Origin of the sequence: Paenibacillus sp. FSL R5-0527, from assembly GCF_038008055.1 — a bacterium.
In the GTDB taxonomy this organism is placed as follows: domain Bacteria; phylum Bacillota; class Bacilli; order Paenibacillales; family Paenibacillaceae; genus Fontibacillus; species Fontibacillus macerans.
In genome coordinates, this window is record NZ_JBBOYI010000001.1 from 4,783,752 (window position 1) to 4,805,344 (window position 21,593).

General features: G+C 54.7%; 23 protein-coding genes and 1 pseudogene. 4 read left to right on the forward strand and 20 right to left on the reverse strand.

The genetic code is table 11. The features are described from left to right. Positions 1-47: 47 nt before the first annotated feature. Positions 48-1,148, forward strand: a complete 1,101-nt coding sequence (locus tag NYE69_RS21065) for a hypothetical protein (protein ID WP_328271921.1) — start codon at positions 48-50, stop codon at positions 1,146-1,148. A 58-nt stretch (positions 1,149-1,206) separates the two neighbouring features. Here the strand turns inward: NYE69_RS21065 and rpoD are convergent, their stop codons facing one another. The 7 genes from rpoD to NYE69_RS21100 form a co-directional block, all read right to left on the reverse strand. Beyond that, the gene (gene rpoD, locus NYE69_RS21070; RefSeq protein WP_036622545.1) at positions 1,207-2,100 is read right to left on the reverse strand and encodes an RNA polymerase sigma factor RpoD; all 894 of its coding nucleotides are present in this window, start codon (positions 2,098-2,100) and stop codon (positions 1,207-1,209) included. 259 nt (positions 2,101-2,359) lie between these two features. Beyond that, entirely contained in the window at positions 2,360-2,998 is a 639-nt protein-coding gene (locus tag NYE69_RS21075) for a DsbA family oxidoreductase (protein ID WP_328271922.1), read from the reverse strand. Positions 2,999-3,121: 123 nt separating this feature from the next. Beyond that, on the reverse strand, positions 3,122-3,277 hold the full coding sequence (locus NYE69_RS21080; RefSeq protein ID WP_164815249.1) for a hypothetical protein: 156 nt from the start codon (positions 3,275-3,277) through the stop codon (positions 3,122-3,124). A 173-nt stretch (positions 3,278-3,450) separates the two neighbouring features. After that, positions 3,451-3,876: a VOC family protein gene (locus tag NYE69_RS21085; RefSeq protein WP_328271923.1), complete on the reverse strand. Its 426-nt coding sequence runs from the start codon at positions 3,874-3,876 to the stop codon at positions 3,451-3,453. Positions 3,877-3,963: 87 nt separating this feature from the next. Then, a complete protein-coding gene (locus NYE69_RS21090) occupies positions 3,964-4,758 on the reverse strand; it encodes a helix-turn-helix domain-containing protein (RefSeq protein ID WP_328271924.1) in 795 nt (264 codons plus the stop codon). 482 nt (positions 4,759-5,240) lie between these two features. Next, positions 5,241-5,750 carry a hypothetical protein gene (locus NYE69_RS21095; RefSeq protein WP_328271925.1) on the reverse strand — a complete coding sequence of 170 codons (510 nt, stop codon included), beginning with the start codon at positions 5,748-5,750 and terminating at the stop codon, positions 5,241-5,243. A 29-nt stretch (positions 5,751-5,779) separates the two neighbouring features. Next, complete coding sequence (locus NYE69_RS21100) at positions 5,780-6,418, reverse strand: hypothetical protein (RefSeq protein WP_328271926.1); 639 nt, start codon at positions 6,416-6,418, stop codon at positions 5,780-5,782. A 125-nt stretch (positions 6,419-6,543) separates the two neighbouring features. Here NYE69_RS21100 and NYE69_RS21105 point away from each other — a divergent pair, with 125 nt between their 5' ends. Next, on the forward strand, positions 6,544-7,242 hold the full coding sequence (locus tag NYE69_RS21105; RefSeq protein ID WP_328271927.1) for a metal-dependent hydrolase: 699 nt from the start codon (positions 6,544-6,546) through the stop codon (positions 7,240-7,242). Between the two features lie 80 nt (positions 7,243-7,322). Here NYE69_RS21105 and NYE69_RS21110 read toward each other — a convergent pair whose 3' ends face one another. From NYE69_RS21110 to NYE69_RS21125, 4 genes are read right to left on the reverse strand one after another with little or no spacing between them, the layout of a single operon-like run. Beyond that, on the reverse strand, positions 7,323-8,564 hold the full coding sequence (locus NYE69_RS21110) for an MFS transporter (RefSeq protein WP_328271928.1): 1,242 nt from the start codon (positions 8,562-8,564) through the stop codon (positions 7,323-7,325). Positions 8,565-8,590: 26 nt separating this feature from the next. Further along, positions 8,591-9,199, reverse strand: a complete 609-nt coding sequence (locus tag NYE69_RS21115; RefSeq protein WP_412761719.1) for a TVP38/TMEM64 family protein — start codon at positions 9,197-9,199, stop codon at positions 8,591-8,593. A 30-nt stretch (positions 9,200-9,229) separates the two neighbouring features. Continuing rightward, positions 9,230-9,742 (reverse strand): GNAT family N-acetyltransferase, encoded by a 513-nt coding sequence (locus NYE69_RS21120; protein ID WP_328271930.1) that lies wholly within the window; start codon positions 9,740-9,742, stop codon positions 9,230-9,232. Positions 9,743-9,780: 38 nt separating this feature from the next. After that, positions 9,781-10,083: an antibiotic biosynthesis monooxygenase family protein gene (locus tag NYE69_RS21125; RefSeq protein ID WP_328271931.1), complete on the reverse strand. Its 303-nt coding sequence runs from the start codon at positions 10,081-10,083 to the stop codon at positions 9,781-9,783. Between the two features lie 174 nt (positions 10,084-10,257). On the opposite strand from NYE69_RS21125, the gene NYE69_RS21130 reads away from it, so the two are divergent. Beyond that, positions 10,258-10,617 (forward strand): DUF2512 family protein, encoded by a 360-nt coding sequence (locus tag NYE69_RS21130; RefSeq protein ID WP_082207750.1) that lies wholly within the window; start codon positions 10,258-10,260, stop codon positions 10,615-10,617. A gap of 329 nt (positions 10,618-10,946) precedes the next feature. On the opposite strand, the gene NYE69_RS21135 is transcribed toward NYE69_RS21130, so the two are convergent. From NYE69_RS21135 to NYE69_RS21165, 7 genes are all read right to left on the reverse strand, one after another. Continuing rightward, positions 10,947-11,744: an ABC transporter ATP-binding protein gene (locus NYE69_RS21135; protein ID WP_340927775.1), complete on the reverse strand. Its 798-nt coding sequence runs from the start codon at positions 11,742-11,744 to the stop codon at positions 10,947-10,949. Next, complete coding sequence (locus tag NYE69_RS21140) at positions 11,744-12,658, reverse strand: ABC transporter permease (RefSeq protein WP_036622519.1); 915 nt, start codon at positions 12,656-12,658, stop codon at positions 11,744-11,746. The genes NYE69_RS21135 and NYE69_RS21140 overlap by 1 nt, the downstream gene beginning before the upstream one ends. Before the next feature lie 30 nt (positions 12,659-12,688). Further along, positions 12,689-13,771 carry an ABC transporter substrate-binding protein gene (locus NYE69_RS21145; protein WP_328273077.1) on the reverse strand — a complete coding sequence of 361 codons (1,083 nt, stop codon included), beginning with the start codon at positions 13,769-13,771 and terminating at the stop codon, positions 12,689-12,691. 210 nt (positions 13,772-13,981) lie between these two features. Beyond that, positions 13,982-14,479: a metallophosphoesterase family protein gene (locus NYE69_RS21150; protein WP_328273076.1), complete on the reverse strand. Its 498-nt coding sequence runs from the start codon at positions 14,477-14,479 to the stop codon at positions 13,982-13,984. Between the two features lie 68 nt (positions 14,480-14,547). After that, entirely contained in the window at positions 14,548-16,245 is a 1,698-nt protein-coding gene (locus tag NYE69_RS21155; RefSeq protein ID WP_328273075.1) for a glycoside hydrolase family 13 protein, read from the reverse strand. 161 nt (positions 16,246-16,406) lie between these two features. Further along, the gene (locus NYE69_RS21160) at positions 16,407-17,336 is read right to left on the reverse strand and encodes a hypothetical protein (RefSeq protein ID WP_328273074.1); all 930 of its coding nucleotides are present in this window, start codon (positions 17,334-17,336) and stop codon (positions 16,407-16,409) included. A gap of 106 nt (positions 17,337-17,442) precedes the next feature. After that, a complete protein-coding gene (locus tag NYE69_RS21165; RefSeq protein WP_328273073.1) occupies positions 17,443-18,750 on the reverse strand; it encodes an MFS transporter in 1,308 nt (435 codons plus the stop codon). Between the two features lie 595 nt (positions 18,751-19,345). Between NYE69_RS21165 and chrA the strand changes: the two genes are divergently transcribed. Next, the gene (gene chrA, locus NYE69_RS21170) at positions 19,346-20,587 is read left to right on the forward strand and encodes a chromate efflux transporter (protein WP_340930475.1); all 1,242 of its coding nucleotides are present in this window, start codon (positions 19,346-19,348) and stop codon (positions 20,585-20,587) included. Here chrA and NYE69_RS21175 read toward each other — a convergent pair. Further along, a pseudogene (locus NYE69_RS21175) lies at positions 20,575-20,685 on the reverse strand (SDR family oxidoreductase); the annotation flags it as partial. The gene chrA and the pseudogene NYE69_RS21175 sit on opposite strands and share 13 nt — an antisense overlap. A 15-nt stretch (positions 20,686-20,700) precedes the next feature. Further along, positions 20,701-21,585, reverse strand: a complete 885-nt coding sequence (locus tag NYE69_RS21180) for an NAD-dependent dehydratase (RefSeq protein ID WP_328271990.1) — start codon at positions 21,583-21,585, stop codon at positions 20,701-20,703. Positions 21,586-21,593: the final 8 nt, after the last annotated feature.

The following is a 21,593-nucleotide window of genomic DNA, read 5'->3' on the forward strand; positions in this document are numbered from 1 at the left end:
CATATGATAAAGCAAATCCGCAAAAACGCGAGAAAAGGTGATACCTATTGGCCAGTTTTCGTAAAGCTTATTTGCTGAAGCAGCGCATTGCCAAACGCTTGCTCAAACGAACAGGCATCCACGGCGTCGGCGTCGGCCTGCATGATCCCAAACGCCCGCGAAAAGGCGCCGCTATCATCGTTTACGCCGAAGCCCTTTCTTCCACCGCCCATAAAAAAAGAAAAGTCAAAAAACGGCCGCCCGCTGTGCCGCTCCAGCTAAAATCCGCATCCGGCGTGCCGTTTCGCATCGTTCGTTGCCGGCGCTTTTGCAAACACGGTAAACCAGGCGCCCGCTCCACGCTAACCTTCACCGGCCGCATCCGCCCGGTCGTCGCCGGGTATAGCGTCGGTACTTCCGCCGCATCGGGAACGGCCGGCCTGATCGTCAGCGACAAACGTTCCGGGGGCGGCCGCTATATCCTAAGCAACAACCACGTGCTTGCAAACAACAACACGCCGCGATACTCGGCAACGCTTCAGCCGGGAGGAGCGGACGGCGGCCGCGGCTCCAAGGACCGGATCGGAAGTCTGGACCGCTTTGTCAAGCTCCGCAAGAAAAGCGCCAATTATCTGGATGCCGCGACCTCGAAACCGCTGCGCCGCGATTTGCTCAAACCGGCCTACGCCGTTTTCGGAGCCGTCCCGGGGCATGTCGTCACCTATAAAGTCGGGGACCGCTTCAAAAAAATCGGGCGGACCACCGGGGTCGTCACCGGCACCGTCGAGTCGATCCATACGGACATCCGGGTCGATTACGGCGATTACGGCAACCTCGGGACGATCACCTTCAAGGACCAAAGCGTCATTCGCGGCAAACGCCCGGTATCGCTGGCCGGCGACTCCGGGTCCGTCTGGCTGACCGAGCGCGGCAATCTGGCGGCGGCCGTCAATTTTGCCGGTTCCGAAAACGGCCGGCTGTCGATTTCCTATCCGGTGCATTGGTTTATGCAGGTGTTCGGAACACGCGTGGCCCGTCCGGGCAAATCCGCGATTCTCCGCGCGCAGCGGGGCCGGAAGGTGAACTATCGCAGCGTTCGCCCGCTCACCTCGAAAGTCCTGGGGCAAATTAGCCTGATAAGAGGGCGTTCTCGTTCAACGCGAAAATAATTGCAGGCAAAAAAAGAAGCGGTCCATCCGTCAAATCCCGATGGACCGCTTCTTTGGTTTATTCCATAAAGTCTTTCAGCCGTTTGCTGCGGCTGGGATGTCTCAATTTGCGAAGCGCTTTGGCTTCAATTTGCCGGATCCGCTCCCGGGTAACGCCAAATTCCTTGCCAACCTCTTCGAGCGTTCTCGTCCGCCCGTCGTCCATTCCGAAGCGGAGCCGAAGCACGTTTTCTTCCCGTTCGGTCAGCGTGTCGAGCACTTCCTCCAGCTGTTCCTTGAGCAGTTCGTAGGCCGCCGCTTCCGCGGGCGCCGGGGCGTCGTGATCTTCAATAAAGTCGCCGAGGTTCGAGTCGTTCTCCTCGCCGATCGGCGTTTCCAGCGAAACCGGCTCTTGGGCGATTTTCATAATCTCGCGTACCTTATCCGGCGAAATATCCATTTCCTTGGCGATTTCCTCCGGCGTTGGCTCCCGTCCGATTTCCTGCAGCAACTGCCGGGAAACCCGGATCAATTTATTGATCGTTTCGACCATATGCACCGGAATCCGGATCGTTCTGGCCTGATCGGCGATCGCTCTCGTAATCGCTTGGCGAATCCACCACGTTGCATAGGTGCTGAACTTGAAGCCTTTGGAGTAGTCGAATTTTTCGACCGCTTTAATCAGGCCCATATTGCCTTCTTGAATCAAATCCAGAAAAACCATGCCGCGCCCGACATAACGCCGGGCTATGCTGACGACGAGCCGTAAATTCGCTTCGGCCAAACGGCGTTTGGCATCCTCATCGCCGTTTTCGATCCGCTGCGCGAGTTCGATTTCCTCTTCGGCGGATAGCAAAGGAACACGCCCGATTTCCTTCAAATACATACGTACCGGGTCATCGATTTTTATTCCTGGCGGCAGCGTCAGGTCGTCGGTAAATTCCGTTTCATTATGCTTCAAGTCCTCCGTCATTTTCAGACCCCCACCCTAAATAAATAATTGCCAAGTCTTTCTATCTGGGTCGCCCAAATCCATTTGACAAATCATTGATATTATGCTATTATTGAGTAGATTATTGTATGAAGCATATGTGATTTGGCTATCCGTCATTTTATCATAGAAATTGAAGTAATACAAGTTTTATTTTTTATGTGTCGTTTACATAAAGCTAAACATACGCTGATCCTTAACGGATCAGCGTTTTTTGTCTTTCCATTGTATTCATTTTAAGCTATGCCTGATCCTCCCAAGCGCGCAGCAGCGCTCCTTGAAAAATTTCCAGCGGCTGTGCTCCGGACACCGCGTACTTGCCGCGCAGCACGACGAACGGAACGCCGCGGATGCCAAGCTGCCGGGCTTCCCGCTCATCCTCCAGCACCTGATCGGCGTACCGGTTCTGGTCCAATACCTCCCCGGCTTCCCGGCCGTCCAGCCCTGCCTCTTCCGCCAGCCGAACCAACGTATCCCTGTCGCCGATATGTAATGAGTCCGTAAAATAAGCCCGGTATAATCTTTCCGTCATCTCTTTAGCCTTCCCTTTTTCCCCGGCATAATGCGAAAGCCTGTGAGCGTCAAACGTATTTGTCGGAATGGCCGTGTCGAAATGATAATCAAGCCCCTCGGCCTTTGCTTGGGCCGCCACGTTCTGATTCGATTCCTTGGCCTGGGGCAGGCTTAAGCCATATTTAACGGCCAGCAGCTCGTGGATGCTTAATTCCGCGTCCTTTGGAGCTTCCGGGTCCAGTTCAAAGCTGCGGTACACCACCTGTATTTCTTCCCTGTGCTCAAAAGCTTCCAGCGCCTTCTCCAGACGTCTTTTCCCGATATAACAAAACGGGCAGCTAAAATCCGACCAAACTTCAATTTTCATCATACATTCCTCCCACCAAGAAGCCGTCCGCATGCGGAAAAGCATACGGCGCTTAGTCTATACCCCATATTAACCGCCCGCTCCCGCGTAATGCAATCCATTCCTTGGGGATTTTCGGCCCGTTTAATGGATTAACCCGTAATTCCGCGCTTCCTCCTCCGTGAGAATGAACTCCTCCCGCTCCCATACCTCATCCTCTTCGGACAAGCCGAACCGCTTTCTGACTTCGGGCCAAATTCCTTTCTCCACGGCTTCGCTTTGCGTGATGATAATTTTCATTTCCGCCACCGCCTCCCTATGCTGCAGTCCTTTTTTAAGCGTACCCCGTTTCGGAAGCTTCAACCCGCCGCAAAATGAAACATTACTCCAAAATCATATGGTAATTTCAAGCATTTATGAAAAAAAGAACGCCGGAATTTTAGCTCCGGCGTCCCGCCTGCCTTGAAGGATAATTAAATTTTTCCTTCCACGAAGATTTGAAACGTAACGCCAAACTTATCGGTCAGCGAACCGTAGGCCGGACTGAAAAACGTCTCCTGAAGCGGCATATTGATTCGGCCGCCCTCAGCCAGCGCTTCAAACATACGTTTCGCCTGTTCGGCGTCATTTGTCGTCAGGCAGATCGTCACCTGAGTTCCGCTTTGGTGAGGCTGGCCCGGAAACGTGTCCGAAAACATCATCTCGGATTCTCCGACTTTCAGCAGCGCATGGGAAACGCGATCCTTCGCTGCCTCCGGCAGTGGAAATTCGGGATTTTCCGGCATTTCTCCAAACGATTGAAGCATAATGACCTTAGCTTCCAAAGCTTTTTCGTAAAATGAAATGGCTTCCTTGGCGTTGCCGTCCATCACGAGATAAGGGGTTAACCGCATTGTCATATTGTACGTGCTCCTTTGGTGTTGGATTCTGACTTCCTCATCAGTATGTCCCATAACATTGTACCTTTTCTTCGAGCCAAAAATTTCTTACCGATTGCTTTTTTGCAGCGATCTCCTTAAAAAACGATTCATCAGCACGGAAAGCGATATCAGAATCGGCGGGTCGTCGGCCCGCGGAGGGTACAGCATAACCTCTTGATAAGGCACCGGAATCCCCGGTTTAACGGCGATCGGATGATGAAAGCGCGTCCGCAGCGTACGCTGCGGCAGCAAAATATCATTGGCATTCGTGCCCCAATCGAGAGAAGTCGCCATCAGATAATAAGTGCCCGGCTTGACGCCGGTGAAGCAAAACTCCCCCAAGGAAAACAGTAAAGTACCGTAAAGGGGCAGTCCTTCCGGAATCGGTTTGGCAAACAGCCCGATAAAGATCACCCCGGAAAAAGCCGACGCCGCCTGCACCGTCCCACCGATATTCCCCGGCCGGTTCATCTTCCAGCCTCTTAACCTGCCTTCATTAAAATGCTGCAACGAGCGCAGCAGATCACCGGCATGACGGATGGAATTGCGAAAATCCGACGGAGTCATGCCAACCCGTTCGGTGAAGCGGGTCGTGAAGGTGCCAAGGCTCTGCTGGCCGATTTCCAAACCGATGTCGCGGATCGTCATGTCCGTCCGCAGCAGCAGGTCCTTTGCCTTTTGCAAACGCATGGCGGAGACGTAATACAGCGGGGGCAGCCCCATTCGTTCTTTAAAAATGCGCGAAAAATGAAACGGACTGTACGCCGCATATTTGGCCAATCTGGGCAACGGGAGCGGCTCGTGAATGTTCTGCTGAATGTAGGCGATAACCTCATCGATTTCGGGATACCGTTCTGTCATCCGGACCACCTTTCTTTGGGGCTTCAAGGACCTATCCAGTTAAAATTTCATTTCTAGTTTATCTGCCGGCGGCGGGTTAGTCTAGCAATACTTTTAAAAATGCTATAAATTTGATCACATCAGATCAGATAAAAAAACTCGCCGCTGACCAGGTCCTTTGTCATGTAAACCCATACGTTGTAGTACCCTTCCCCTTTTTCATAAGCAGCACCACCGGGTACTTCGGCTCTTTCAAATTTGTGGCGCGCAACAGACTTCAGCGACCTTATCCGTCTATTTCCCGGCTACCTTCCCCTGGCGTTGCATTAACGCCTACACAAAATCTCTGGTACACCTTGCGCGCTATTCCATCTGTCCTTACATTTTGCAAACCCCCGTTTTTCCGCAGATAAGTCCGTGGAGTCCTTTAGCTCTTACAACCAACCTTTTTTCCACTTCTCATAAAAAAAGGGCAAACCTCTTGGTTTGTCCCTTGTCATTTATCAATCCTTATATGGAATCACCGTACCGCAGTACTCGCAAGTCGCCGGCTTATCGGGATACACCACCGTTTTGGCCCCGCAGCCCGGGCAATCGAGGGAAACCGGCTCTTTTGGAGCAGGAGGTTTTTCTATTACATCCGTTTGCTGCCCGCCAAAAAGAGAACTCATAAATTCAGCGGCGCCTTTGACCACCTCAGGGTCTAGTTCAATAGGCGTAAATGATGGCGAAGAAGCCCCCGGCGATGGCGAGCCCGGTCTTTGTCTTTGCTGCGGATAAGGACGGGATCCGGGAGGCCCTGAATACGTTGGAATCACTTTTTTCTTGGAGCCTTTAAATAAAAGAATGCCAAGAAAGAGAAATAGGCCTGCCGGAATCAGCAAAACTAAAGCTACGATTAATATCGTATCCGGATCTTCAGCGGCGAGAAGAACGATTAAAAATATGCTTCCTAAAAGGCCGGCCAGGACCGTGCAAATAACTCCGAATAAATTTTTAAAGAATGATTTCATGTGGTCCTCCTAATCAACCGTACACATAACTATTTGGACAGCAGCAATCGGGCGTTGCGATCGTCCAGCAGATGCTTTAGTTCTTGCAGACGCAAAAGAACGGACTCTGGAGCAAGACGCTGCTCCTTCTCCCCTTGCTGCAGCTCCTCTTTGAGCATATCGATGCGGAACAAAAGATCCTGGTCCAGATAAGCCAGCGCATCCGGGACGACCGGATCGCTGAAACGAACTTGTTCGATCAGTTTCGTTAGGACGGATTTGATGTCTTCGGTTTCCGTCTCTCCGTAAGCCTCGATCTTCATCAGCAGGCTTTTGAGGCCGGACTCGATCTCATACAAATGGATTAGCTGCGATTGAGTGGTTTCGTCGCTTTTCAGCGTGTAGTTCAGGAACAGCAAAACCGCTCCTCCAAGCAGCACGGCAATCGTCAAGGTTAGAATGTGCAGCAGCACTAATCCGCTCAAAAACCGGCCATCGATCCCCGCAAAAAATGAATACACGAAAACGGCGATCAAATAAGCGGCGGCGATGGTTCCGAGTGCCAGAAAACCGGGAATATTTCTCTTTACGCGTTCGTTATGGTTTATCCAATAGGTAACATACTGCCACATCACGGTTTCGGCCAGAATCAGGGCCCCCAGGGAAATCCACGCCGAAAAAGAATCCATTCTCCCCTGCCAAATGATGGTGAATGCCGAAAATGGTGCTATGAAACTTCTATGGCATGTGACAGGCCCGCGGGCGGAGGGTATAATAATTTAGGAAGGATATCTTTTCCAATGAGGTGATAGGCATGAAAATCACATACTTGGGGCACTCCTGCATCCATTTGGATACGGGAAAACATCAAATCATCATCGATCCTTTTCTGACCGGCAACCCGCTGGCGGGAGCGGCGGCCGATGAGATCAAAGCGGATTACGTCCTGCTGACCCACGGGCACTCCGACCATATCAGCGATGCGGACAGCATTTCAAGACGCAACCATGCCCCCATCGTCGCGATCGTCGAGCTGGCGAACTATTTCACCCATGCCGGGCTGCAGACGATCGGGATGAACCTGGGCGGCTCCATCCAATTGCCGTTCGGCAAACTGAAATGGGTGCCGGCGCTGCACAGCACATCGGTGACTCGGGAGGACGGCGTCAGCCTTTATTTTGGCGTCGCCGCGGGCATCGTGTTGGAGCTGGGCGATCTGACCTTGTATCATGCGGGGGACACGGCTTTGTTCAGCGACATGAAGCTGATCGGCAGCCGCCGGCCGATCGATCTGGCGTTTCTGCCGATCGGCGATCATTACACGATGGGACCGGAGGACGCGCTGGTCGCGGCCGAGTGGGTCAATGCCAAACATGTCGTCCCGGTTCACTACAACACCTTCGAGCTGATCCGTCAGGATGGACAACGTTTTGTCTCCGAATTGCAGAAAATCGGCATTCAAGGCCACTTCTTAAAGCCGGCACAAACCCTGAATACCGAGACATGGAATTAAACGCCCATTAAGAGGCAGGCCCCCGGCCGATACTTTCCGAAGTATCTTCCGAGGGCCTGTTTTTTTAAAAATATCCAAATTCAGTCCGCCAATTCCTTCCCCTTCGTTTCCGTCCCCAGCCACCATACGGCCAGCGCTCCGATCACGATCGTCACGAAAAACAGCCAAAAAATCGAACCGACCGCCACATGCCGGGCAACGAGCATGCCGACGAGAAAAGGCGCAATGATCCCTCCGATCCGGCCAAACGACGCGGCCAGGCCCACTCCCGTGGAGCGAACCGAGGTCGGATACAGCTCGGGCGTATAGGCGTACATGCCGCCCCATGCTCCCAGATTGAAGAAGGACAGGCAGATGCCGGCGGCCATCAGCATCCCTTCGCTGGCGGCGGCTCCGAACCAGGCTGCGCTGGCGGCGGTCAGCAGCAAATAAAGCACCAGCACGAATTTGCGGCCGAACTTTTCGATGAAGTACGCGGCCGTGAAATAACCGGGAAGCTGGGCCAGCGTCATGATCAGGACGTATTCAAAGCTTTTGACCAGGCTGAAGCCCTTTAGCACCATCACCGATGGCAGCCACAAAAACATGCCGTAATACGAAAAAACAACGGTAAACCATAGGACCCAAAGCATGACGGTGGAACGCCGGTGCGGCTTTGCCCATACGGAGGCGAACCGTTTGCCGAAGGACGGCGCCTGCCCTTTCCTTCCGGCGGCCTGTTCCCGGTAGCGTACCGGCTCCTGAATCGATTTGCGCAAATATAACGCGTAAAGCGCCGGGACCGCGCCGATCAGGAACGCCGCCTGCCAGCCCCACTTTGGAATGACGAAATAGGAGATTAATGCCGACGCTATCCAGCCGGCCGCCCAAAAGCTTTCGAGCAGCACCACCGCCCGCCCCCGCTCTTTGGCGGGAACGGACTCGGAAACGAGCGTGGAGGCCACCGGCAGCTCTCCCCCGAGCCCAAACCCGGCGATAAAGCGCAGCACGCATAGTACGGCAAAACCGGTTGCCGCCGCGGACAAGCCGCTCGCCGCCGAAAATATAAGCAGCGTCCACAACAGCACGGATTTCCGCCCGAACTTGTCCGCCATAAACCCGGCGACCGCCGCACCAAAGGCCATTCCGACCGAATTGATGCTCGTGAAAAATCCGGTTTGCTCCGGAGTCAAACTCCACTCCGCCGCCAAGGCGGCGGCGATAAACGATATGATGCCGACGTCCATGGCGTCGAACATCCAGCTGAGCCCGGCGCTCAGCAGCAGTTTTCTTGGTTTGGACGCCGTTTTCGTTCCCACGGCGTCCCCTGTTGTCGCATTCATATCCATTGCCCCCTATCCGTGAGCCGCTATGTCATCATCCCGCGGTCTTTTTTGGCCATCTTCCGGTTTCTCAAGTAAAATGCGGCGCAAAGCGCCAGTAAAAACACGGCATACGCCAAGATCAGCTGCCGCAAATCGGCGCCCGGAAACACGAGCGGCGCGCTTAAGATTCCGAACAGCCAGATGCTGGACAAGTTCCCGACCACGTTCGACCAAGTGTACGACCACAGTCTTAAATTGGAAATCGCCGCCATAAACGAAATCAAGTTGTTCGGCATAATCGGCACTGTGCGAAGAAAAATAACGGCCCACACCCCGTACCGATCCAAACCTTTTTGCCATTTCTCGTATTTCCTCAATCGGTTCATCCATTTCCGGTTAAACCAGTCGGTGAACAAATACCTGCACAGCAAATATACGATCATTCCCGCCGCGCTTCCGGCAATCCAACTGGCCGCGAGGCCGCCGGCAATGCCAAGCAGCGAGATATGCAGCATCACGATCGTGGCGAACGGGAAAAAACCGAACAACCCTTGTAGGACGGCTAAAGGTATCGTCAGCAGCAGGATGGAATAACCGGTTAAGCCCGTCGTCTCCAAAAACCAATCCGTGATTTGTTTAATCCATTCGTTCAACTTCATTTTCCCCAATCGCAAAAAATTACGTTACGCTTCAACCCTTCTTCCCAAAATGACAAGGTCCCTCTCCACCCCGTCCAAATTGGCTACCCGCGGCAAAAACGCCCACTCTTCAAAACCGAATTTGCGCAGCAGGGACAAGCTTGGCCCGTTATGGGCAAACACAAAACCAAGCAGAGTTTTCAACCTTAGTCCGGGGCAAGCGGCAAGCGCCTTGTTCAGCAAAATGCTGCCGATCCCGCGCGAACGGTGCTCGCCGGTTAGATAAATGCTGATCTCGGCGGTAGCGTTGTAGGCCGGGCGGCCGTAAAAGGATTGAAAGCTGAGCCAGGCGACGATGCGTCCGCCTGATTTCATAACCCAGAGGGGGCGGAAATCCGGGGAATGCTCATCAAACCATTTTAGCCTGCTTTCCACCGTAACCGGCTCCAGATCGGCGGTGACCATCCGTCCGGCAATCGTTTCATTGTAAATGGCGACGATCGCCGGCAAATCTTGCAAAGTTGCGTCCTCAATCGAATATTCCATGTCCGTAGGCATATGTATCCGCTCCCGACTTCCTTTCTCCCGTAATTCCGTTAATCCGTTTCATGCCTGATCTGAACGTAGTGCTCCACCGTCGGAAAAGGATCGTAAAAGTGGTGCAGCAGCGCTTTCCACTCCTGGTAATGAGGCGATTTACGGAACCCGACCTCGTGCGCCGTGATCGACTGCCATCTGACGAGCAGAATATATTTGTTTTCCGTTTCCACGCATTTATGCAGCTCGTGTTCAATATAGCCTTCCGTCTGGGCGATAATCTTCGACGCTTTGCGGAAATTGCTTTCAAATTCGTTGATCATCCCGGGTTTTACGTGTAGTTCCGCTACTTCAAGAATCATTCTCCTCATCTCCTTCGTAAGGCTGATTATAGCACGGACTAAGCGCTTTATGAATCCAAATTGCCGCGGCCGCTTCCCCCCTTAACAATTTATTAGGCGCTCCTTCGTTTCTTTCGCGCATACTCCGCCATTAAGCCGGGGAAATTAACGGCAGGCAGAAGGAGGTGCATTACCGTGAGTAAATTTTTCGTCAAACTGCTTGGAAACGGCATTATCGTCGTGGCCATGTTGCTGTGGTTGAGCAACGCATCGCTGGTCGGGGCGCTGATGACAGCTATAGCGTTGGCCATTTTGGCCTATTTATTCGGGGACTTGTTTATTCTCCCGCGTACCAACAACGCCATCGCCACGCTGGTAGACGCCGTGCTTGTGTATCTGATGTTATGGGCGATTGCCGCCAGCGCGGGGTGGACGCTTTCGCCCGGGGAGATTTTAGCCATCACCGTCGTCGTCGGCGTGTTTGAATATTTTTTTCACCGGTGGTTGCTCAAAGACGGCATCCGGAACGACAGCAGCGTGCGAGTGCGGGGGTAAAATATTAAACCCCAAAACGCCAAGCGACGTACTTTTAAGGGGGAAAAATCCCACGAAATGCAAAAGTGCAGGCGAATTTCGTCGAAACTCCCCTAAACAGGAGGTTCAAATGCAAATGTGCAGGTCATTTTCCGGCTAAAAGTCACTTTTTGATCAAATCGCTAATATTCAGATGCACTTTCGGCGGCTTTTGCATTTCAATCGCCGAAAAACGGAGTTTGAACAGAAATCAAATGCGCTTTTGCAGTTGGTCCCACCGGTCCATTAACAAAAAAAGCCTGCCCCGCGAATGCTCCGCCGGGCAGGCTTTTTATTCTTTATGGCGATGGCTAGCCACCTAAAACTACGCGGTCGTCGGACAGCTTATGCCCGCTGATCCGCTCGAATTCGCCGAGCAATCGCTCCATGGTCAGGTCGCGTTTGCGCGACTCGTCCACATCGAGGATGATGCGCCCGCCGTCCATCATGATCAGGCGGTTGCCGAGGCGAATCGCCTGTTCCATATTATGCGTGACCATCAGCGTCGTCAGCTTAAGTTCGCTGACGATGTCGCGGGTCAGCTGCGTAACCAGCTCGGCGCGGGCCGGGTCGAGCGCGGCCGTGTGCTCGTCGAGCAGCAAAATCTGCGGCTCGGTGAACGTCGCCATCAGCAGGCTGAGCGCCTGGCGTTCGCCGCCGGACAGCGTGCCGACTTTAGCGCGCAGCCGGCCTTCCAGCCCGATCCCGAGCCGGCTTAGCTGCTCCTGGAACATCGCCCGCCGCTTGGCGGTGACGCCAAAGCCCAGGCCGCGCCGCTTGCCGCGGGCATAGGCCATCGCCAGATTCTCCTCAATCGTCATATGCGGCGCCGTCCCGGCCATCGGGTCCTGAAACACGCGGCTGATCCAGCGGCTCCGTTTGTACTCCGGCAGATGTCCGACATCGGCGCCGCCGATGCGGATTTCGCCGGCGTCGGGCTTAATAACGCCCGAAATCATGTTCATCAGTGTCGATTTGCCTGCGCCGTTGCTGCCGATGACCGTCACGAAATCTCCTGGGGCCAAATGCAGATTAATGTCGATCAGGGCGATTTTCTCGTCCGGCGTTCCGGGATGAAACAGCTTGGACACGCGGGAAAGCTGCAGCATCAGAGCCCACCTCCCAAGCTTTTCCGCCCGGACGAACCGGTGATTTCGGCGGCCCGCTCCCGGGCCAGGCTTTTTTGCTTAAGCGATCTGCTCACGGTCGGCAGCACCAGAGCGATAATGACGATGATCGCCGTGATCAGCTTCAGGTCGGTTTGTTCCAGCCATTCAACGCGCAGCGCAAGCGCCACGACAACCCGGTAAACGACCGAACCGAGGATGGCGGCCAGCGTCGCCCAAAATACCGTGCGCGATCCGAAAATCGCTTCGCCGATAATGACGGAAGCAAGGCCGATGACGATCATCCCGATCCCCGAAGAGATATCGGAAAATCCCGATTGCTGGGCGATCAGCGCCCCCGATACCGCCACGAGTCCGTTGGACAAGCTGAGGCCCAAAATAATCGTGTTGTCGGTGTGGGTGCCGAAGCTGCGGATCATCCGCTGATTGTCCCCGGTCGCCCGCAGCGCGAGGCCAAGCTCGGTGCGCAGGAACAGGTCCAGCAGCAGTTTGATCGCAATTACCACAAACGGCATCAGCACAAGCGGCGAAACCGATGTAAAAATCGTATCTTCGCCGAGCAATGCGACGTTCGGTTTGCCCATAATCCGCATATTGATGGAGTACAGCGCGATCATCATCAATATCCCGGACAACAGACCGTTAATGCGGCCTTTGGTATGAATGAGCCCGGTCAGGGCGCCGGCGGCCATCCCGCCGAAGAAAGCGGCCGCTGTGGCGATCCAGGGGGAGATTCCCCCTGAGATCATTACGGCAGCGATGGCGCCGCCGGTCGTAAAACTGCCGTCCACGGTCAAATCCGGAAAATCCAGAATCCGAAACGTAATGTATACGCCCAGCGCCATCACCGCATAGAGCAGTCCGGATTCCAGCGCTCCCAGCAGTGAATTTAACATATTAGTACCTCCCCCGAACCTGCGGAGCCTTTATTCGATAATGTTGTTTTCTTTGTCGACCACTTGATCCTTCATCGCGTCGGTTACTTCGATGCCTTGCTCTTTGGCGGCCTTCAGGTTCAGGATGAGGTCAAGCTTATCCGGCACCGTCACCTTCATGTCGCCGACCTTTTTGCCGTTTTTCAGCACATCCACAGCCATTTGTCCCACTTGGTAACCATGGTCGTAGTATTTGAAGCCGACGGTGGCGAAAGCACCGCGTTCAACCGTGTCGCGGTCACTGGAGAAGAAAGGAATGTCGTGTTCGTTGGCGACCTGGATGACCGTGCTGACGGCTTCAACGACGGTGTTGTCGAGCGTAATGTACAGCGCGTCGACGCGTCCGACCAGCGATTCCGCCGCTTGCTTCACTTCCGAAGTGTTTGTGACCGTAGCTTTAACGAGCTCGATTCCGTGGGCCTTCAGCGCCTTTTCGGCCTGATCCGTCATGATGACCGCGTTCGGTTCCCCTTGATTCAGCACTACGCCGACTTTTTTGACATCCTTGAAATTCGCGGCGATAAAGTCCATCAGCTTCGTGATCGCTTCGGGATTGGTATCGGAAGCGCCGGAAATGTTTCCGCCGGGATGATCAAGATTGTCAACCAGCTTGGCATCAATCGGATCGGTGACGGCCGCGAACAAAATCGGCGAGTTTTTTACCTGCTGGGCGACAGCCTGGGCCGGAGGCGTTGCAATCGCCAAGACCAAGTCGTAATCTCCGCCGGCGATTTTTTGCGCGATGGCCATATTGTTCGGTTGATCGCCTTGCGCGTTATTGTAATCCACCTGCAGGTTTTGGCCTTCCACGAGCCCCGCGTCCTTCAACGCCGCCATGAAACCTTCGCGGGTCGCATCCAACGACGGATGCTCGACGATTTGCGAGATCGCGATCTTGTATGTCTTATTGTCCGTCCCGCCCCCAGAACCTGCATTTTGCGCATTGCCGGCTTCGGCCGCTCCATTGTTTTGAGCGTTTGCGCCATTTCCCGAACTTGCGCTGTTGCTGCCGCAGCCAATGACGCTAAGCAGCATGAGAGATACCGCGAAAAATAGTCCGATTTTCTTCCTCATCTTCATTTTCCCCTTTCAACCATGATCAGGCCCTTTACAATAGAGCTGTAATGCACGATCCCGTTGACGCTTTCATAGATGAAAGTGATAAAGCGAGCGGGAACGTGAATACGCCGCCCCGATTAGGACATGAGTATGACTTCTATATTAAATGGTGGTCAATTTTCCGTCAATAACCGGCTTCCGGCCAATTCTGGAAACCGCCGCTCATTATTTTATAAAAATATGCTTTGCTTCCAGCCCTTTTGCCCCAATTTCCAATATCCCGAAGCTGTATTTCTCCTCCCGCCGTTTGTCGGTCGGGGACCCGGGATTAAACAGCAGCACGCCGCCGCTATGGGTAAGCAGCGGTTTGTGCGAATGGCCGAACAGCACGGCGTCGAGCTGCTTGCCGGTGAATACGCGTTTGGCGTTATCGAGGGCGTTATGCCCGCCTCCGGGCAAATGGCCGTGGGTCAGACCGATTTTTTTCGCCCCAAGCTCCAGCACTTTGTGGTAGCCGAACCGGCGGACGATGTCCGCGGGATCGTTGTTGCCGGCCACGCCTTCGACCGGCGCAAGCGCGGACAACTGCTCATAGACCTCGAACGTTGTCCAGTCCCCCAAATGCAGGATCAGATCACAGTTTGCAAACTGCCGGAGCAGGGCGGACGGAAGCTCCTTGCCCCGGCGGGGCAGATGCGTATCCGAAACGATGCCGATCTTCATGGGCCAAGCACCGAGGCCAGGCGGTTGTTTTCGTATTTCTCCATGTCCTCACCCCAATTTCAATCGTTTTATCCGCGGCTGCCTTGTTGCAAATACACCCTTGCTTCATAAGGCCGGAGCCGCAACTGGCGGAGATCTTCCCATTCGTCCGGCTTATAGTTGGAAATCAGCAGCTCGATCCCTTCGATCTTTACGGAATCGGGCCATTCAAACACCGGTTCGCCGGCGAAGAAGTTCAGGATCACGAGCAGCAGGGTATCGTCAAGCGTCCGGGTATAGGCGTAGATCTCCGGATGATCCTCCAGCAGCAGCCGGTACTCGCCGTACACAAACACCTCATGCCGCTTTCGCAAACGAATTAATTCCTTATAATAGTGATACACGGAATCGCGGTCCTGCATCGCCTGTGCCGCGTTAATCTCCTTGCAGTTGGGATTCACGGCGATCCACGGCGTCCCCGTCGTGAAGCCCGCCTGGCCGCCAGCTTCCCACTGCATCGGCGTGCGGGCGTTGTCCCGGCTTTTCAGATGAATGGCCCGCATGATCTCATGCTCCGGCACCCCGGCTTCCATCCGTTCCTTATAAAAATTCAGCGTTTCCACGTCCCGGTAATCGTCGATCGCATCGAAAGCGATGTTGGTCATCCCGAGCTCCTCGCCCTGATAAATATAAGGCGTCCCTTCCAGCGTATGGATGAACGTGGCCAGCATTTTTGCCGAAGGAATCCGGTGCGGGCCGTCATTTCCAAACCGCGACACGCAGCGGGGCTGGTCGTGATTGCACAGATAGTTGGCGTTCCAGCCCTTCTTGTGCAGGATCGTTTGCCAGCCTGTCATAACCCGCTTGAGGTCGGCCAGCTTCCATGGTACGACTTCCCACTTGCCGGTCCCGGGAGAAGCTGCATCCAAGAACATATGCTCAAACTGAAACGTCATATTCAGCTCCCGCCGGCCGTCCCCGACGTAATCGAGCGCCTGCTCGGGCCCCAGCCCCGAGGTTTCCCCTACGGTCATGATATCATAGAAATACAGCACCTCATCGTGCAAATTTTGCAGCAGCGTATGGACATGGTCCAAATTTGAAAACATGCCGTACGCCCGCACGGTCGGCGAATGGCCCGGATTGTCGGCGTCCGGTAGCCCTTTCGCTTTTACGATATGCGCGATCGCATCGAAGCGGAAACCGTCCACCCCTTTTTTTAGCCACCATTGGATCATATTGTGCATCTCGCCGATGACGGCCGGGTTTTCCCAGTTCAGGTCCGGTTGATGTTTGGAGTATAAATGCAAATAATATTCGTCCGTCCGCGCGTCGTATTCCCACACCGAACCGCTGAAATACGACTCCCAGTTGTTCGGAGGGCCGCCGTTTTTCCCTTTTCGCCAAATGTAATAATCCCGTTTCGGATTGTTCCGGGACTGCCGCGACTCCAGAAACCAGGGATGTTCGTCCGACGTGTGGTTCAGCACCAAATCCATCATCAGCTTCATCCCGCGCGTATGCAGCCCGTGCAGCAGTTCGTCGAAATCCTCCATCGTGCCGAACTGCGGTTTTATCTCGCAATAGTTGCTGATGTCATACCCGTTGTCGTGCCCGGGCGATTTATAAATCGGACAGATCCACACCACGTCGACACCCAGATCCTGCAAATAATCCAGCTTGGATATGATGCCGCGCAGATCGCCGATACCGTCCCCGTTCGAATCTTTAAAGCTGATCGGGTAAATTTGATAAACTACGCTTTCCTTCCACCAGGTTCGCTTCATGTTTGCCGCCCTTTCCATATCTTTCGGTTTCCGTATCCGGCCTGTAATATCACTATTAACCTCGGGGCCGAATTGTATAACCGGGAAGCCGGCGCGGCAAGCCCCGTTTTGAACAAACAACCCGGAGATCTCTGCAATCCCCGGGTTGAAGCGACAAACCGTTATCCGTAATTCTCTACGATCCGCACATATTTTCGGGTTAACTCGGCAAGCTCGCTTTCGGCTTTTCGTTGGGCGGCGTCCAGCTTCTGCATTAGACGGCCCACCTCGGATTGCTTCTGCTCAACCTGCGCCAGCGTATCTTGAATCCGCCCTTGCACCAGCCAATCGGCGATCAAGCCGTCAAAAAAATAGTCGGCAAACGTCAGCATCCCGCTGATTTCCATTTCAACAGGGAGCCCGCCCCCCACGTCGCGAAGCTCGCGCTCAAACCGGGCCAGGCTGCGCTGAGCCTGATAGATATGATCCATCGCCTCGTCGATCCGGTTGTGCTTGATATGCGTGGATAACATGCCGCCGCCGAGCATATCGTACGTGCCCCAATTTTTGGCGGAGTGAAGATCATCCTCGGCGGCGCTTAAATCGCTTTGCACCGATTGGCCGGCAAGGATCGCCTCTTCCAGTTCCTTCAATTGTACGCTTAGCTCGGCCCGCCGGTCGGCCAGTTCCGCCAGCTCTTCGTTTTGCGTGAGGACCTGCCGCTCCTTCTCCTGAAACACACGGGTATAGGCCGCTTTCCAATGGCGGACCTCCTGCCACTGCCGCTCAAGCTGGGCTATTTGCTGCTCCAAGCTCCGTACCTTGCGATCGGACTCGTCGTATTTCACCTTCGCTTCCAGCACCTGCCGCTGCTCGCGATCCAGCTTTTCCGCCTTGTTGCCAAGAATTGTCGCCAGCAGATTGGACAAGGACATCCCCGACAGCTTTCGGACATCCTCTTCCTCGTGGGCAAGCTTTTGCCGCCACCGATCCCTGGCGACTTCCGCTTCAGCCAGTTCCTGTTTGTATTGCTCCAGCCGTTTTCTCCATTTTTCCTCGTTCCGCCCTTTTTCCTTCAGCTCCGCCAGTTGTCCGGTTAAGTCCTCAAACAAAAGTATCCCTCCAAATAAAGAGTACAAAGCGCAGGCATCTCTTGCCGCACGATGTTCCCTTGGATGCACCTATGCTTTTAAGTACGTGCTGAACGGCGGTTTTGTTTCATCTCGCCAGGTCCCACGGTTCGCCGCCGCTTGCCGCAGCATACGCCCGTCTGCTGGCGATGCCTACCCAAACCGAAATCGCGCTTAACAGCGCGGCAAGCAAATAAACCCAGACAATCCCGAATAATTCGGCCACGCCGCTCATAAACAGGACGGAGAAACCAAACGTGAAGTTTTGCAAGGCCGATTTGGCCGACAAAACTTTGGGCAGCAAATCCTTATCGACACTGCGTTGGGTAAAGGTCTGGCGGATGACGCCGTTCAACTCGGTAAACGGACCCGTCAGCAGCACGATCAGCAAAGTTAATAACGCCGACCGGTTTAGCGCAAACCAAAAGGTTAAAACGGCGTAACCGAGCATCCCGACGAGCATCGCGGCGAACATGCGTTTTTCCATGCGCGCCACCAGGGCTACGATCAGCAGTCCTCCCAATACGGCTCCGGCAAAATAGCTGGCGTTGATATAACCCCACCACTCGTCTCCTTTCAGCAATACCTCCCGGACGAAGACGAGCAGAAACGCTCCGGCCCATACCGAGCCGCCGATCATATCCGTGATCTCCATCAGCGTCAACGAACGAAGCCGAGGCGAGCGCCACAGCGCAACCCAGCCTTGCTTCAGCGTTTCCCGGCGCGATGGCTTCCGCATGTTTCCCGCCGCCGATTCCATGCCCTGGCATTCTATCGTTTCAGCGACTGCAGCCGTACGAACATCCAGCAGATGGCGGCGCGGAGGTTCTGTCGGATCGACGATGACCGTTGTGGCCAGCATCGCCACCCCGTACCCGGCCGCCACCAGAAGCAGGATGGGAAAAGAGCCGAACACGGCAACCGCCAGCCCGCTCACCGCCCATCCGGCAAATTGTACGATCTGATCGGTGGCGGCCATGATTCCGTTCGCTTTTAACAGCGCCTCATCGGCGACAAGCCTGGGCACTAACGCGTTCCGGGCGGGCGTCGTCCATCCGTCGAGGAAGGAAATGCCGAAAATAAATACATACAGCACCCAAAGGCTGGCGCCTCCAAACCACGGCGAGACGTATCCCGCCATAAACCCGAACAGCAGAAATTGCCCGCATTGCGACAACGTTAGCAAGAAAGGAAGCCGATATTGGGCGATCATTAAAGGCGCCAGCAAACCGCTGATAAGCTGGGACGTGACGCGGATAAACGGCACCAGCGTCGCAAACACGACCGAACCGGTTTGGTCCAGCACAAAAGTCGTTAATGCCACTAAATATAAAACATCCGCCGCGTTGGACAGGGTCTGCGAACCCCATAAATAATAAAATGACTTTTTAAACATTCTCTTTTTGCCCTTCCTCTTCCATCCGATCCCCGGAATTTCCCGGGCTTCAAATAAATACAACATTCTGGTTGGCGGTTGAAGTCGGACATTGTTCAAATCGGTCTCATATGAATCCCCTTTTGCGGTTAATTGTTAACTCGGGATATTTTAGCATTGGTTTTCAAGCGCATCAAGCTCTCCAGACAATTTGCTCTGCGTTAACAATAGTGTGATAGAGTAGTGGGAAACGCCTAAATCATCTTAGAAAATCAGCAAAAGAAAGGGGCTCAACCTAAAAATAGGTGCATGACTAGCGGGTAATCTCGATTGATCAAGCTATCCGGAATACATTTTCTACGCTAACGGTACAATCGTTAAATTTCCGGGTAGCTTTTTTGGGGAAATTTTTAGCAAAAGTTAATACAACGCTAGTGCGATAAAACGGGAAATAGGCTTGCTGGCAACCGTTACATTCTGTATGCGCTCGTTTTCACCCAAATAGCGTCGCTCACAACCGTTAGATTTTTTTCGCACACTTTTACGCTATTACACTTTTCCCGCAGTCAAGCGCCGTTTTTTGTTTTGAGCCCAAAAAGGAGCGGTAATTATGGAAATGAAGACGCTTGAACCCGCTGCGACCAAACCTTCTCCTCAAGGCGCTCTTCGCCGCGCAAGGGAGATTTTTGCGGTTTCCGCCAAGCTGGGGTTTACTTCGTTCGGAGGGCCGATCGCCCATCTCGGTTATTTTCATGAGGAATACGTAAACAAGCGCAAATGGCTAAGCGAGCAAAAATATGCGGAATTGGTCGCGCTGTGTCAGCTCCTCCCGGGCCCGGCAAGCAGCCAGGTGGGGATGGGGATTGGCTTGTACCGCGGTGGCGTACTTGGTGCATTGGCGGCCTGGGCCGGCTTCACCCTGCCATCCGCCTTATTGCTTGCACTGTTCGCGCTGCTGCTAAAAGGGACGGAACTGGCGCACAGCGGCTGGCTCCATGGCCTCAAGCTCACCGCCGTGGCGATCGTGGCGCAAGCCGTATGGAGCATGGGCCAAAAGCTCGCCGCCGGACGCAGCCGGGCTACGATCGCCGTGCTTGCGGCCGCCGCCGCCCTGTTATGGCCAAACGGGCTTGCGCAAGTGCTGATTATTTTGATTTCGGGACTTATCGGCATATGGCTTTACCGCGACTTGCCCGGTGCGCCGTCCCCGCGCGTGGACGAGGAGCCATCCATAGCCATTGTTCTCGGAAAGAAGCGGGCCATTGCCGCTCTGGCGGCTTTCTTTGGGCTGCTGGTGATCCTCCCGCTCAGCGTTTGGTTATGGCCTTCCCCGGGCCTGCAGCTGTTCGCCGGTTTCTACCGGGCAGGTTCGCTCGTATTCGGCGGCGGCCACGTCGTGCTTCCGCTGCTGGAAAGCGAAGTCGTGCCGCGGGGATGGATCGGCGAAGCGGATTTCCTCGCCGGATACGGCGCGGCTCAGGCGGTTCCCGGGCCGCTGTTCACGTTCGCCTCGTATTTGGGGGCGGCGATCGGCGGAGTATTCGGGGCCGTGCTGGCTACGGCGGCGATATTTTTACCGGCTTTTCTGCTCGTCATCGGGGTACTTCCGTTCTGGAGCCGAGTGCGCGGCCTGCCGAACATCCACCGCGCGCTGCAAGGCGTCAACGCCGCGGTGGTCGGGATTTTGCTCGCCGCCCTGTACGATCCGATCTGGACCTCCTCCGTCCGGCATACCGGTGACGTTGTGCTGGTGCTGACCTTGTTCGCCCTGCTCGTGTATTGGAAGCTGCCCCCCTGGATCGCCGTCCTCGCCGGCGCCGCGGGCGGCGTTCTGCTTGGCTGGGCTTACGGCTCGTAAATCATTTTGCGCGTCATGCCGCCGTCCACGACGAGATGCGCCCCGGTGACGAACGTATTGTCGGGATGGGTTAAATACAGGCACGCCCGGGCGATGTCTGCCACTCCCGTTTGTTATCCTGCCGCTATTTCCCGTATCAACTCCGGAAGCCAATCGGTCAATGCTTCAAACCGGAAACCCGCCGCCTTCGCTTTGCCATTGTCCAGAACCCAGGAGGACGGAATGCCAAACGGAGAAGCATTATCGTCGTTGGTTTGGGTTTCGCCATGGACAACAGCTTGCTTTCCTGCGATTTCCTCAATCAAGCGGATGACTCCGCCGATCGTGATGTTTCCGTCGGAGCAGGCGTTGATCGGCCCCGTCATTTCGCTGTGGCCAAGCCAGCTCAGAAAGCTAGCGGTTTCCCCCGAGGAAATGAAGGAAATCGCCGCGTCCGGGTTCGGCACGACGATAGGCAGCCCTTGCCGAATCCGCTCCACATGCCAATGCAGCCTGCGGGTGTAATCATCCGGGCCTAGCACGATCGGAATCCGCAGGGCGCTAACCGGAAAGTCGGCCCGCTGAAAAAACGCCGCCTCCGCCATCCGTTTCCCCTCGCCATAATCGAAATCATCCGGGCCGCCCGGTTTAAGCTCATAAATGTAAGGATCGAAACCGGACTCCGAAATCGGATTTTCGCTAAAGCCGTAAACGGACATCGTAGACGTCAGGACATAACGCCGAACCTTTCCGTCAAACGCCCGTATGGCCGCCAAGGCATCGTTAGGTGTAAAGCAAATATTGTCGTATACGACATCCCAAGGCCCCTCAACCGCTGTCTGGTGCAACGACGCTTCATCGCCGCGGTCGATCCTTAAGTGACGGACGTTGCCTTCCGCATTGACCGCCGTCAAGCCGCGCGTGGCTACCGTGACCTCATGCTCGCCTGAAAGCGCCAGCAGGCTGACGAGCCTTTTTCCGAAATATCGCGAACCGCCCAGCACCAATATTTTCCCCATGCGTTATG